The 12,801-nt window shown below is 65.4% G+C and carries 12 protein-coding genes; 6 read left to right on the plus strand and 6 right to left on the minus strand.

The window, feature by feature from the left end; translation table 11 throughout:
• Window positions 1-33: 33 nt before the first annotated feature.
• Window positions 34-840: a 3-oxoadipate enol-lactonase gene (gene pcaD / locus ACWEWT_RS08015; RefSeq protein ID WP_452557374.1), complete on the minus strand. Its 807-nt coding sequence runs from the start codon at window positions 838-840 to the stop codon at window positions 34-36.
• A gap of 100 nt (window positions 841-940) precedes the next feature.
• Here pcaD and ACWEWT_RS08020 point away from each other — a divergent pair, with 100 nt between their 5' ends.
• The gene (locus tag ACWEWT_RS08020; protein ID WP_452557376.1) at window positions 941-1,897 is read left to right on the plus strand and encodes a LysR family transcriptional regulator; all 957 of its coding nucleotides are present in this window, start codon (window positions 941-943) and stop codon (window positions 1,895-1,897) included.
• Between the two features lie 489 nt (window positions 1,898-2,386).
• Window positions 2,387-3,178 (plus strand): FadR/GntR family transcriptional regulator, encoded by a 792-nt coding sequence (locus ACWEWT_RS08025; RefSeq protein WP_452557378.1) that lies wholly within the window; start codon window positions 2,387-2,389, stop codon window positions 3,176-3,178.
• Window positions 3,179-3,326: 148 nt separating this feature from the next.
• Here the strand turns inward: ACWEWT_RS08025 and ACWEWT_RS08030 are convergent, their stop codons facing one another.
• Window positions 3,327-4,013, minus strand: coding sequence for an isochorismatase family protein (locus tag ACWEWT_RS08030; RefSeq protein WP_452557380.1), 687 nt, complete (start codon window positions 4,011-4,013; stop codon window positions 3,327-3,329).
• Window positions 4,014-4,290: 277 nt separating this feature from the next.
• Here ACWEWT_RS08030 and ACWEWT_RS08035 point away from each other — a divergent pair, with 277 nt between their 5' ends.
• Entirely contained in the window at window positions 4,291-5,094 is an 804-nt protein-coding gene (locus tag ACWEWT_RS08035; protein WP_452557382.1) for an SDR family NAD(P)-dependent oxidoreductase, read from the plus strand.
• 31 nt (window positions 5,095-5,125) lie between these two features.
• Here the strand turns inward: ACWEWT_RS08035 and ACWEWT_RS08040 are convergent, their stop codons facing one another.
• Together ACWEWT_RS08040 and ACWEWT_RS08045 are read right to left on the minus strand one after the other, a co-directional pair.
• Window positions 5,126-6,412, minus strand: a complete 1,287-nt coding sequence (locus ACWEWT_RS08040) for an MmgE/PrpD family protein (protein ID WP_452557384.1) — start codon at window positions 6,410-6,412, stop codon at window positions 5,126-5,128.
• Window positions 6,409-7,308 (minus strand): NAD(P)-dependent oxidoreductase, encoded by a 900-nt coding sequence (locus ACWEWT_RS08045; protein WP_452557386.1) that lies wholly within the window; start codon window positions 7,306-7,308, stop codon window positions 6,409-6,411. The genes ACWEWT_RS08040 and ACWEWT_RS08045 overlap by 4 nt, the downstream gene beginning before the upstream one ends.
• Window positions 7,309-7,956: 648 nt before the next feature.
• Here ACWEWT_RS08045 and ACWEWT_RS08050 point away from each other — a divergent pair.
• Window positions 7,957-9,384, plus strand: coding sequence for an MFS transporter (locus ACWEWT_RS08050; protein ID WP_452557708.1), 1,428 nt, complete (start codon window positions 7,957-7,959; stop codon window positions 9,382-9,384).
• Between the two features lie 147 nt (window positions 9,385-9,531).
• Window positions 9,532-10,005 carry a hypothetical protein gene (locus ACWEWT_RS08055; protein ID WP_452557388.1) on the plus strand — a complete coding sequence of 158 codons (474 nt, stop codon included), beginning with the start codon at window positions 9,532-9,534 and terminating at the stop codon, window positions 10,003-10,005.
• Between the two features lie 360 nt (window positions 10,006-10,365).
• On the opposite strand, the gene ACWEWT_RS08060 is transcribed toward ACWEWT_RS08055, so the two are convergent.
• Together ACWEWT_RS08060 and ACWEWT_RS08065 are read right to left on the minus strand one after the other, a co-directional pair.
• The gene (locus tag ACWEWT_RS08060; RefSeq protein WP_452557390.1) at window positions 10,366-10,887 is read right to left on the minus strand and encodes a MarR family winged helix-turn-helix transcriptional regulator; all 522 of its coding nucleotides are present in this window, start codon (window positions 10,885-10,887) and stop codon (window positions 10,366-10,368) included.
• 317 nt (window positions 10,888-11,204) lie between these two features.
• A complete protein-coding gene (locus ACWEWT_RS08065; protein WP_452557392.1) occupies window positions 11,205-11,798 on the minus strand; it encodes an acyl-CoA-like ligand-binding transcription factor in 594 nt (197 codons plus the stop codon).
• Between the two features lie 97 nt (window positions 11,799-11,895).
• Here ACWEWT_RS08065 and ACWEWT_RS08070 point away from each other — a divergent pair, with 97 nt between their 5' ends.
• Entirely contained in the window at window positions 11,896-12,723 is an 828-nt protein-coding gene (locus ACWEWT_RS08070; protein ID WP_452557394.1) for a mycofactocin-coupled SDR family oxidoreductase, read from the plus strand.
• Window positions 12,724-12,801 lie beyond the last annotated feature (78 nt).

The raw sequence follows: 12,801 nt of genomic DNA on the forward strand, positions 1-12,801 counted from the left end.
AACACGGACCCAGATCGAGAAGTGCGGCAGCTGTCAGGACTGTTCGGTGAGAAAGGTCAGCACTGCGTCCAGGAACTCAGCCGGTCGTTCGACATTCGCCATATGCACCGTGGGCAGGAGGGTGAACCGCGCGCCGGGCACGATCGCGGCGAGTTCCTTCCCGTGCTCGGCAGACGTGACGGTATCGTGCTCGCCCGCGATCACCAGCGTCGGATTGCCGATGAGCGCAGCCGTCCGGCGCAGGTCGAAGTCGCGCACCGCAGCCCAGCTCCCGGCCACGCCCGCGCGCTGCGATGCGAGAAGTGTGCGGCGGAAGCCCTCGACATCTTCGTTGCCGCCCTGCAACATATGGGCCGGGAACCAGTTGTGCAGGAAAGTGTCTGTGGTGGCTTGCATGTCGAGTGCTTCCAGCAGCTCGGCGATCGGCCGGTCCCACTGGTGCGCCGGGCCGAGGTACGCGGCGGTATTGGAGAGCACCAGGCGGTCGACTCGCTCCGGCACATGGATCCCCATCCACTGCGCGACCATTCCCCCCAGCGACAAACCCAACACGTGCACCCGCGGCAGGTCCAGCGCATCCAGCAGCTCCACCACATCACGCCCCAGCCGGTCCAGGGAATAGGCGCCGCTCGGGACGCCGGAGGCGCCGTGGCCGCGCGCGTCGTAGCGCAGCAGCCGGAAGTGCTCGGTAAGAGCCGATACCTGGCCGTCCCACATGTGCAGATCGGTACCGATGGAGTTGGAGAGCAACAACACCGGTTTGCCCCGATCACCGTCGAAGCGGTAAGCGATGCGAATGCCATCACCAGTGGTGAAGGCGGAGTGGGTCCGTGAGTCCATGTCTGCTCCGATGGTCTGTCAGCCGATGTCCTCAACCTACGAGCTTCATCGGTCGATATCTATTACAAAGACAGAACATGCTCTGTAGACTGTTCCGACAATGTCCGGTTTCACGCTCCACGAGTTGCAGTGCTTCGACGCCGTCGTGAGCGCCGGCGGTTTCCAGGCCGCCGCCGAACAACTGCACCGTTCGCATCCGTCGGTCTTCGCGGCGGTCGCCAAGCTGGAACGCGAGTTGAGCCTGAACCTGCTGGACCGCTCGGGTTACCGGGTGCAGCTCACCGAGGCAGGGCGCGCGTTCCACCGCAGGGCGCGTTCTCTTCTGCAGGAGAGCGACGAACTGCGGACCTACGCCGCACAGCTGGCGATGGGCGAGGAGGCCGAACTGCGCGTGGCGCTCGGGGACCTGTGCCCGCTGCCGCCGGCGCTGGAGATGCTCGGCCGCTTCTTCGGGCAGTGTCCGCAGACTCGGCTACACCTGCAGTTCGAGGCGGTGACCGGCCCCTGGGAGCGGCTGTTGGACGACGAGACAGACCTTATCGTGCACCGTGTTCCCAAAAGTGACGTCCGGATGGAGTGGATCGACCTCGGCCGCGTCGCGCTGGTACCCGTTGTGGCGCCCGGATTCCTCCCTTTCCCCCCTGCCCCCGACATCACACCGCAGCGAATGCAGGCTTTCACCCAGTGTGTCCTCCGGGATTCGGCACGGAACCCGGCCGAGCACGGCCATTTCCTGATCGAAGGCGCGCCCCGATGTTCCGTTCCGGATCACTTGATGAAAAAGGAACTGGTCCTGCACGGTATGGCCTGGGGACATCTGCCGCGATTCATGATCGAGAACGAGCTACGCGACGGAAGCCTGCTCTCCATAGCCGGACAGCACTTTCCCGGCATAGTCGAGGAACTCTCGGCAGCTCGCCGACGCGACCGGCCGCACGGACCGATCGCCGATCGGCTATGGGACTTCCTGGCCCGCAGCGCACCGGTCGTACCGCCGGTGCTGGGCCGCGTACCCAAGGCGAAGAGAGCGAACAAGGCACCGATACGCCACCTTTGATATCGCACGAAGCCTCCGCGGCACGAGACCGGCCGGCGGACCATCCGGCAGCCGCCGCGCAACCATGGACGGAAATCCGTGTCACACCGATGATGCGAATATCGGACATTGATGCCGAGTCCAGGTGCGACAGATCGTGGCCGGGCACCCGCTCGCCGCCGCGCCCGCCCACGCAGCGGACGATCACTTCGGCACCGCGCATGGCAGACGCGGCAACCCACGGATTCGCACAAAGCCGCCGAGCCCGACAGCGACAGATCGCGCCGCGCACTCGACCACACCCGTTCGGCCTACGCCAATACATCCACGCACCGCCACCGGGAGTCGCGCCGTTCGGCGACAGGCGATCGGCGGTCGGGCACGGCGAGTCCATCTTCCGTCCGATCTCCGCCAGTAGGCCGGGTACCGAGTTCACGTTCGATCACCCGGATCAATGTTGGACAATAGTCGCGGTATTGTGACAGCATGATGCCAAGGAACGGGAGCCGTATGTCTGATCCACAGGCCGCACAGCCTGTGCGGACAATCGGCCAGAAGGTGCTCCGCCCACGAGAGCAAGTCGAGGACCGCATTCGCCAGATGGTCCTGTCCGGCGAACTGAACAGTGGCGAGATGCTGCCGCCCGAAACCACGCTGGCAAAGCAGTTCAACGTCAGCAGAACGACCCTGCGCGAAGCTCTGCGATCCCTGACGACACAGGGTTTGATCCACAAGGTTCCCGGCGCACGCGGTGGGAATTTCGTGAGCTCGGTGGACCATCACTCGCTGGGCACCGCAGTCACGGAGTCGCTGCACAACCTGCTCGAACTGGGCAGCATCACGTTCTCCGAGGTCGCGGAGATCCGGCAGTATCTCGAAGTGCCAGCCGTACGACTCGCGGCCGCCAATTGCACAGCGAAGGAACTAGAAGAACTGTACGCAGTGGTCGAACAGCAGAAGTCCGGGTCCGTCGAGGACCCCGACATTCCCGAACTCGACGAGCAGTTCCACTCACTGATCGCGCAGGCCTCCCGCAATCGGGTACTCGCGTCCTTCGTCGCCGCGCTCCATCACGAGACCGAACCCGTTCATTACCTCGATCTCTCACCCGAGGTCGGACGAGCGACGGTGCGTCAGCACCGGGCCATCGTGGACGCCATCAGCGCAAAAGATCCCGACGCCGCGGAAGCGGCCATCGTCGAACACCTGAGTTACCTGCGGGTCCATATCGCCGGCTTCAAGGAAATCCAGGGGCCGCCCTCCGCACAGCCCGCCGCCCCACCGAGCGCCGAAGGCCCCTGAGCACAACGCCGTACGGGCCGTGCGGACATATCGACGCACCCGCAGCTCCCGCTGCTACCGACTTCCGCCGCCCGGGCCGGGCCGGATCGGATACGCCCGGCCCTCCGGCGACGCGGAGAAATTCCGCGCCCGCCAGGAGCCACCGCCCTCACAGGCTTCGGATGTATTCGATCGTATCGTCGACGCCCACTACATCGGCATACTTCATATGCATATCGAAGAGATTGACCTTATGAGAGATCTGGCTACGGTCGGCCGCACACTCGTGGGGGACGATCACATGGAAATTGTATTGAAATGCGTCGAGTACCGTGGCGCGAACACATCCGCTGGTAGTCATTCCGGTGACGATCGCCGTATCACAGCCCGCGTACACGAGCTGGGAGGCGAGCGGAGTTCCGAAGAACCCACTGGGCTTGCCGCCCTTGTTGATGACGATCTCACCCGGCTGCGGTGCGATCTCGTCCACGATGACATCGCCCGGCGGCGTTCCCGCGGGCAGCGGATCAGGGTTTGCGTTCAACTTCCACCGGCCACGCTCGGCGGGATGCGGCCGGTGATCCGGGTCGGCATACGCTTTGGTGTAGAAAACCGGCAGACCTGCCGCGCGGGCCGCGGCGAGCAACTTCGCCGTGGCATGGACCGCCGGATACCCCGTCGAGCTCCAGCCGGTCGAATAGGTCGAATCGACGAATGCTCTGGTCATATCGATCACGAGGACCGCGGGCCGCGTCCCCGCCCGTAAAGGGCGGTCCTCCTCGGCGAATTCCCTGCCGAAACTGGCCAGGTCCGCCTCGGGCACAACGCCGGTCCAAGGTTTGGTCGCCGAGTTCATCTGCGCTCCTCATGTTCGTGAATCACTACCCGTGAACCGGAGAAGGATGAGCACGGCACCGGGCCGGCCATCCGCGCACCCGCCCACTCGCCGCATGATCTCCGATTTGTCCAACATTAACCATGCGAACACATTGCAGTCAAGGGGAATCCGATACTGCCTCCACAAGGAACAAGCAGACTCAGCATAGGCATAGCTGCCCATGTTTGCTAATGTCCAACATATTCGTCCATTCGACGGATGCCCGGCAGTGCAGTGACGACAGGAGCATGGAGTTATGGATCTGGGATTGCGCGGCAAGGTCTTCCTTGTCACCGGTGGTAGCCGAGGCATAGGTCTCGCGACCACGCGACTGCTGCTCGAAGAAGGCGCCGAGGTTCTTGTCGCGGCGCGCACCACACAGTCGATCGACCGCGCACGAGCTGAACTCGTCGAACACCCCCGAGTGGATTTCGCACAGGTCGACCTACGCGACGCCGACGGCGGCCGACAGGCCGTCACCGCCGCGGTCGACCGATTCGGCCCACTCGACGGTGTGGTGAACAATGCCTCCGGCTTCTCGATCGACCACGGCCATCCGGACCGGACGGCTTGGCAGGAACTGTTCGAACTGAAGCTGCTCGGCTATGAAGCCGTGATCCAGGCGGCACTCGGGCACCTCCACGACGGCGGCAGCATAGTGAACATTTCCGGTATCGCCTCCATGCGCTACTGGCCTCTGTCGCCGCATGTCAGCGCCATCAACTCGGCAGTGGAAGCACTGACCCGCCACTATGCGGCCGCACTGGCCGACCGCCGGATCAGAGCCAATACGGTGGTCCCGGGGACCACGGCTACCGACCGTTACGAGGGACGGGTAGAACGAGCTCGCGTGCAGAACGGCGTGGACGCCGAGACGGCCCGGAAGCATATCGACGGTACGGTGCCGCTCGGCCGCCCGGTCGCACCGAACGAGATCGCGGCCACGGTGGTCTACCTGTCCTCGCCGTTGTCGGGAAGCACCACGGGCGCGACCGTCGTCGTCGACGGGGGCGCTGTGGTTGTTCCCGATTCGGCCCTTCCGTTCGCCGGCTCTCGATGAGACGGTGCCGCCACGGCGCACCACCCGGGTCTCATCGGATGGATTTCCACCGCGCCAGCAACCGGTCCATCCCGGCCGGTTCGAGCAGCGCCGCGGCGGCATCGCTCAGCAGCGCACCCTCGGCACCGAGCAGAGTGCGGCAGTGCTCGGCGAAATCATCGGCCCCCCAACTGCTGGTATCGCCGTCGCCGGTCGCCGAGAAGCACCGCCCGTCCACCAGGGCGAGTTCGACGCGGGTGGCCAGATCCGGCATCTCCGGATCGCTCACCACCTGGACAGCAATCCGATCGGTTCGGGATCCGAGTCGCAGCGCGGGCAGGAACCGCTCGACGGCCGCGCGGGTAATGCCCTCGACGCTGGCTATGGACGTCGTCGCACCGCCCCGCCGGCCGCCGTAACCCGCGGCGAACGGCGCCACTCGGACCACGATCCGGTCGACGATACCGACGATCGGAGGCAGCATGCGGATGGCATCGAAGATCGATTGGCCGAACATCGCGATCGGGTACCGCTTGAACGTCACTCGGTGAATCGCGGGCTGCTGCACCCGATCGCGGGCCACGGCCGAGCCACCGAACAGGGCATAGAAGCCGTGTTCGGCAGTCAAGGCATCGTCAGCCGAACGCAGACCGGCGGCGGCGGCCAGGGCGGCGGTCACGCCGGCCTGGACGGCCAGCGCGGGCTGCAGCCGCCAGCCGTCCCCCTCGGTCGACACCACGCTGAGCGGACCACCGGTACCGGCGGACGCCAACCCCAGGGCCGAGCGCGCGACCTCGTCGGACAGCCGCAGGACCAGCGCCACCGTGGCCGCGGCTGCCAACGGCGCGATCACGGAGGTCACCCGCCACCCCCGGGTGGATACCGCCGGTAGCAATCCTTCGGCGAGCAAGCAGGCGCATTCGTAGCCGCCGACCATCGCTCGGAGGAGGTCGACGCCCTCTACTTCCATCGAAGCCGTGTGCACGGCGTGTTCGGCGGCGGCCAGCGCCGCAGGGATCACCATCAGTCCGGGATGCGCGGCCACCATGAAGGAATCGTCGGTGAGCCGGGCGTGCATCAGATAAGCGTTGGCGGTGGCGGCGGCCGTGAAATAGGCGCCGTCGCCCGATCCGGCGACAGTGCATACGCCGGGTGCCGCGGCGAGCGCGCGTGCGCTCCTACGATGCACCTCCTCACGGGCGGACCCGGCCATATCGGCGAGCCCGACCGCGAGACATCCCGCCGCGCGCAGCAGGGTCCCGTGATCAGCCGATTCCGCGGCGGCACGGCTTGCGTGCCACAGTTGTTCGCCGGTGTTCGCGCCTCGTGCTCGTATCACCGCTCGTCCTCGCCGGCCGATCCGGCCATCCGCTCGTACATCGTCACGATTCGTGTGCAGTCCTGCGGGCCGTATCCGGATTCGACAGCACGACGCCAGCAGTCGACCACCGCCTGCGCCAGCGGTGTCGCGATATCCAGTTCCGCCGCGAACGCGGTGAACAGTGATACATCCTTGAGTGCCCCTTCGGCGGGGAATCCGAAATCGAACTTCCCGCTCAGCACGTGGCGTGGGAACTTCACGGAAGTGGCCGAGTTGCGGCCGGACCCGGCGTCGAGCGCGCTGATCGCGATATCCATCGGAATGCCGGCCCGGCGGGTCAGCGCAACAGCCTCCGCGGTGGCGGCGAGCGCGCCGAGGGACAACACATTGTTGGCCAACTTCACGGCCTGCGCCTGGCCCACCTCGGCGCCTATTCGCAGGATCTGCCCGCCGATTACCTCGAATACGGGTCCACATGCCCGGACGGATTCGTCTGCTCCGGAGACCAGGACGGTGAGCGAACCCTCACGCGCGCCCACCTCGCCTCCGCTGACGGGCGCATCGACGAAAGCCGTCCCGGCCGCGGCCAGCCGGTCCGCCGCCTTCCGCGTCGCGGCCGGCCCAGTGGTCGATGTGTTGATCACGATCGCCGGAGACCGGGTGGTCACCGATGCGAGCCGGGCAGTGACCTCCGCCAGCGCGCTCGGGGTCGGCAAGCTGAGCAGGATGTAGCTCGTTGTCGCCATCAGCGCCGCGGCATCCTGGTGGATCACGATCCGAGGATGGTCGCGGAACTGCGCGGTGCGTGCCCGGTCCGGATCGACCAGGTGGGCTGTCCATCCGTGCTCGAGGAATCGCCACACCATGGGGGTCGCCATGGTGCCGACTCCGATGAATCCGAGGTCTCGCTTCATCGGCCCACACCTCGGATCGAGGTGGCCACACGGTGAGAGACGTCATCGATATGCCTCATAGTTTCGACTCCATCAGGGGTAGTTCTGGATCCGATGCCTTGTCTTCGCGGTCGCGGCAGCGGCGCGACCGCCGAAGTCCGGCGGTACGCCCCGGAAGGTGCCGGCACAGGTTTGTCGGATGCATCGGCATGTCATCCCTCCGCCGCGGAGCCGGCGTGCGTCGCCCGAGACCGTGAGCCGCTCACCATCGACGCCGCGACAGATGAGTAGACATTAAAGTATTTGTAGGACTTTTTCCAGGGATGCCAGAGGTATCAGCACTAGCGCTGTTCGGACCGAGCCGAGCGCAGGGCCGCCCGGCATCCGGTACCACGCGACGATCAGACCGCGAGGCAGCGACCCGGCCCACAAGCCGACACCGCCGCGATAGCTGAAGCAGCAGTCTCCGCAACGCCATTCCCGCTGGTAGCAACGGACGACGGCATAACAGGCCGGATCATCGCCGAACTGGCCGCCACCGCGCCACCGACCCCTGGAACCACCTGGGGATTTCGCAACGCCGAACGTACAGAGCCGTTTTCGTCACCTGCCGTCGACCCGAACCGCGGGCAGCACACTCCCTGAACTCTCATGTAAAAGTTGGACCTTGTGCATGTCCGACCGATAACTTACTGTTTGCCTAGCTACAACGAAGTAGTAGTGACAGTGACAGGCAAGGAGTACGCCGACATGGCCACTCGTGATGCGCTTCAGAGCGTGTCGGTCCCGAAAGTCGCCTTCGCGAGTTTCATCGGGACGCTGATCGAATTCTTCGACATGTTCATTTTCGGGACGGCCTCAGCGCTCGTCTTCAACAAGTTGTTCTTTCCGGATCTGGACCCACTCGCGGGAACGCTCGCCTCTTTCGCAGCGTTCGGCGTAGCCTTCGTGGTTCGGCCGCTGGGCGGCGCGGTATTCGGGCACTTCGGTGACCGCCTCGGGCGCAAAACCATGCTGGTGTTCAGCCTCGTGCTGATGGGCGGCGGAACAGCAGTGGTAGGAGTGCTACCGACCTACGCACAGATCGGGATATGGGCACCGATCCTGCTGGTCGGCACCCGGATGCTCCAGGGCATGGCCATCGGCGGCGAATGGAGCGGTGCGGTTCTGATGGCTGTGGAACACTCCCCGCCGGGCAAGCGGGCGTTCTACGGCAGCTGGCCACTGTGCGGAGTTCCGGCGGGGCTCGTCCTGGCAACCACCGCGTTCTACTTCGTGCAATTGCTTCCCGAGGATGCGATGCTCAGCTGGGGATGGCGAATCCCCTTCTTGTCCAGCGCGATATTGCTGCTCGTCGGCCTGTACATCAGGTTGCGGGTCACCGAGTCCCCGGTCTTCCGAGCGGTGCGCGAACAGCGGCAGGAGTCGAGGTTTCCGGCAGCCGAGGTGCTGCGTACCGCGAAGATTCCGACCCTGACCGCGATCATGGCCATGGCGGTCAACAGCGTGGTGTTCTACATGGCGACCGTTTTCGCACTGAGCTACGGTGCCGGTCAGGACGGCCTGACGAGAGGCACGATGCTGGTCGCGATCATGATCGCGGCGTTGCTGCAGATCGTCGCTCTGCCGGTAGCGGCGATCCTGGCCGACCGCCACGGACGTCGGCCGGTGTTACTCGCCGGATGTGTGCTGGCCGCGATCGCCGCTTTCCCGATCTTCTGGTTGCTCGATACCGGGAATTTCTTCGCAGCCACCCTTTCCATGATCATCGCGGTTTCGATTGTCCATTCGACCGCATATGCGCCGATGGCGAGTTTCATCTCCGAGCTCTTCGAAACCCGACTCCGCTTCAGCGGGTCGGCAATCGGCTACCAAGTCGGCTCCATGATCTGGAGCGGCCCGGTACCGTTCGTCGCGGCAGCACTTTTCGCCTGGTCCGGATCCAGCTGGCCGCTTTCGCTCTACATAGTGGTCGTGAGCTCGATCTCATTCATCGCCATCTACCTTGCTCGCGAATCGTATCGCGATGACATCACGACGCCAGAGGATGCTTCGAGAAATGTTGCCCAACAGGCTGTCACCGTGCACGAGCGTTAGCGGTCACCGTGCCCGGCAAGGTGCCGCGACCGGCAGGAAAGCCGGACCTGGACTCGCGGATATCGCACCGTCCGCAGGTCTTCCGGAACCGAAACGAACCGGAGCCCGACCCCGGGGCGAAACAGCCACCGATCGGAGGGAACCGTAATGTTCGAAAGGCGTCACAGTCCGCACGAGATCGCCCACCTTTATCGCAGAATGGGGTTCGAGGTGTCGTACTCGTACCAGCGGCTGGCGTTGATCGCGTCCAGGTCGCTCGGGGCGGTGGCAATGCCGGCCGGTATGGGCAAACAAGTGCGGCACATCGTCCAGCAGGACGACCCGATCACCACGCTACCCATCATCAGCTACCGGCGGGCCCACCCCGAATGGATCTTTCTGGTCGGCCCACCGACCGGCGACAAGGGGCGTCGGACGGCCCCTGGGAAACTTCAGGGAACGGGCGTTCGACTTCTGGAGAGCGGGCAGCGACTATGGCTGCCGATGACCGACCATCCGATCGGGTGGTATTGGGTTTCGCCGCCGGTCAGCGCGAGGATGCTGCCCTCGCAGACCGAGGTACTCGCGGCAGCACAGCGGCAGCTCCCGGTGCCCCGCGCCGAGAGTTCGATGCAATCATGAGGCGAATCGTTCGACTTTGCCCACGAACAACGGATCCTCGGAAATATTGAATCGCCGCCGGTGCAGCTGTACCCGGACCGCGAGCGGCAGCACACCGCCGCTCGTTGTCCGGGTACGCGCGGTGTTCAGTGCCGACCGGAGACTACCGGCGGAACAAGACTGTAGCTGTACCTCCCCTGCCGGGTACCCCGCAGCGTCGGTTCCGACAGCGCTGATCGGGCGAGGGTTCAGCAGTGGATTCGGCACCGGACGATCCGAATCCACTGCTGGTTTTCCCCGTGAGCCGGGCGAATTCGAGCGCTTCCGACTCTTCCGCACCCATCGCACACTGATCGTCGCTGCTCGGGGACGAGTCTCCGGTCAGCGCCCCGCCTCGGGTGGGCTCGGCGGTTCCCCGGACGCACGGCTCGAATAACGCGGCGCCGCTTCCCGAATCGACGCAACGAATGTCTCATTGAGATGCCGCAGGGAGGCTACCGCCGTCAGAGCGTCCTGCTGGGACCAATCCGCGCACATCGCGCGTAGTCGTTCGGAGCGCCGTTCGGTGGTCCGGCGCAAGATCTCGGTACCACGGGACGACACCCGGATCAGCAAGGCGCGCTTATCGGCCGGATCCGTCGTACGAAGCACGTACCCGCTCGCTACCAATTCCGAAATCTGACGGCTCATGGAGGAGGGAGTGAGATGAAGATCGGCGGCGAGCTCGCTCTGCCGGCATTCTCCGCGGGTCGCGAGAGCAGCAAGGACACCGGCCAAGGACAAAGGCAACGAAGCGTCGGCGCTGGTCAGGGCCAGTACCCGCAGCGATCGCCCGATCGCCAGCACCGCGTCGGCCAACGCCTCGGTTGTTGCGTCGTCAACTGGCTGCTCGTCCCGCGACATATCTGTCTCCCTCGACAGTCGTTGGCCACCGGCGACGCGAACGACTCGCCCGTCACCGACTCGCGCGATCACACGATCGATCTCGCACACGAGAATGATTCGTCGCGCCGCGAGAGGCAAGCCGGGCAACCAACCTCTTCTGCGGACACCGCGCGGTGACGTCGTTCCAGCCCGCGGTGACAGTGGCGTCGGGCCGGGTCGGGGTCGCAGCGGCATCGGGCCCGGATCGGGCAGGAACCACATAGTCGGAACCAGGGCGCCCGCGACCGACTTCGTCCCTGGATCTCGGCCGGGCAGACCCGGCCGACAGCTCGCGGTCACTCCGCCCGGGGAATCATCAGGCGCAGCAGGCGGGTCATGATGGCGCACAATTCCTCGTCCGGATGCGCCAGCCAGTACTCGTGCGCGGCCAGCGTCGCGGCGAGGACCGCATGGCCGACGGCCACGGCGACCAGATCGTCCGGCCCGGTACCGCGCCGGGCGGCGACGAACTCCGTGACAGCGTGCCGCCACTCGTGATGACGCGCGGCGGCTTTCTCTTGTACCAGCGGCACATTCAGGATCAACTGCGCCCGATGCAGCGCCCATTGTCGGTGTTCCGGTGGATGACGCAATGCCTCCGGGGTCGCGCGGATGAGGACCTGGTCGAAGGCCTCGCCCGCCGATGCCGCCGCGAGCGACTCCCGCAAGCGCGCCAGTTCGGCCGGGGATTCGACCCAGAGCACGTCGGCCTTGGTGGAGAAGTACCGGAAGAACGTGCGACGGCTGATACCCGCCGCTGCCGCGATGTCATCGACCGAAGTCTGCTCGAACCCGTTCTCCAGGAACAGGTCCTGGGCGAGTTCGGCCAGTTCGTGGGCACTGGTCAGCGCGGGACGGCCACCTCGGTCACGCTCGACTGGACTGTGCACGCCCCATGATCGCACGCGGGACTCAGCTCTCGACTTTTGGCACACCGTGCCATAACCTTGGGGTGACATCGAGGTCGGAATGAACACGGAGATCGCCATGAGCAGACTGGACGGCAAGGTCGCTTTCATCACCGGTGCAGCGCGTGGCCAAGGACGCAGTCATGCAGTACGTCTCGCCGAGGAGGGCGCGGACATCATCGCGGTGGACACCACCGCGAAGGTCGACACCGTTCCCTACCCGCTCGCCACAGCCGACGATCTCGCCGAAACGGCCCGGCTCGTCGAAGCGACCGGCCGCCGGATCGTTGCCCGTGAGGCCGATGTGCGCGACTCCGCCGCGCTGGCCGACGCGGTGGGCGAAGGCCTCGCGAAGTTCGAGCGCCTGGACATAGTGCTGGCCAACGCCGGCATCTCCAGCCCGGCCCCGACGTTGGAGATGAGCGACGAAACCTGGCAGGACATGATCGATATCAACCTGACCGGGGTGTGGAAATCGCTCAAGGCATCGGTCCCGCACATCATTTCCGGCGGGCGCGGCGGCTCGGTGGTCATCACGAGTTCACTGGCCGCGATCTACGCCAACGAGAACACCGCCCACTACTCGGCGGCCAAGGCCGGACTGGTCTCGTTGATGAAGGTGATGGCCAAGGAACTCGCGCCGCACAGTATCCGGGTCAACACCGTTCATCCGACCACGGTGGCCACCGATATGATTCTGAACGACGCTACCTATCGACTGTTCCGGCCCGACCTGGAAGACCCGACACGTGCGGATTTCGAAGAGGCCGCACGCACGCTCAATCGGCTGCCGGTCGCGGCGCTGGAGCCCGGCGATATCACCGACACCGTGCTGCACCTCGTATCCGACAGCGGCAAATACATCACCGGCACCACACAGGTGATCGATGCCGGCGGGGCGCTCTGACCGAGAACGGCCCGAGGCGGAGCGGCGGGCCCATCTGCCCTGACCACAGTCTCGTGCGCCGGATCCGGATCCGGCTCC

The organism is Nocardia sp. NPDC003963, assembly GCF_053605105.1.

Coding starts and splice junctions, on each gene's coding strand:
- pcaD (WP_452557374.1), bottom strand. CDS start 840: ATGGACTCACGGACCCACTCCGCCTTCACCACTGGTGATGGCATTCGC.
- ACWEWT_RS08020 (WP_452557376.1), top strand. CDS start 941: ATGTCCGGTTTCACGCTCCACGAGTTGCAGTGCTTCGACGCCGTCGTG.
- ACWEWT_RS08025 (WP_452557378.1), top strand. CDS start 2,387: ATGTCTGATCCACAGGCCGCACAGCCTGTGCGGACAATCGGCCAGAAG.
- ACWEWT_RS08030 (WP_452557380.1), bottom strand. CDS start 4,013: ATGAACTCGGCGACCAAACCTTGGACCGGCGTTGTGCCCGAGGCGGAC.
- ACWEWT_RS08035 (WP_452557382.1), top strand. CDS start 4,291: ATGGATCTGGGATTGCGCGGCAAGGTCTTCCTTGTCACCGGTGGTAGC.
- ACWEWT_RS08045 (WP_452557386.1), bottom strand. CDS start 7,308: ATGAAGCGAGACCTCGGATTCATCGGAGTCGGCACCATGGCGACCCCC.
- ACWEWT_RS08055 (WP_452557388.1), top strand. CDS start 9,532: ATGTTCGAAAGGCGTCACAGTCCGCACGAGATCGCCCACCTTTATCGC.
- ACWEWT_RS08060 (WP_452557390.1), bottom strand. CDS start 10,887: ATGTCGCGGGACGAGCAGCCAGTTGACGACGCAACAACCGAGGCGTTG.
- ACWEWT_RS08070 (WP_452557394.1), top strand. CDS start 11,896: ATGAGCAGACTGGACGGCAAGGTCGCTTTCATCACCGGTGCAGCGCGT.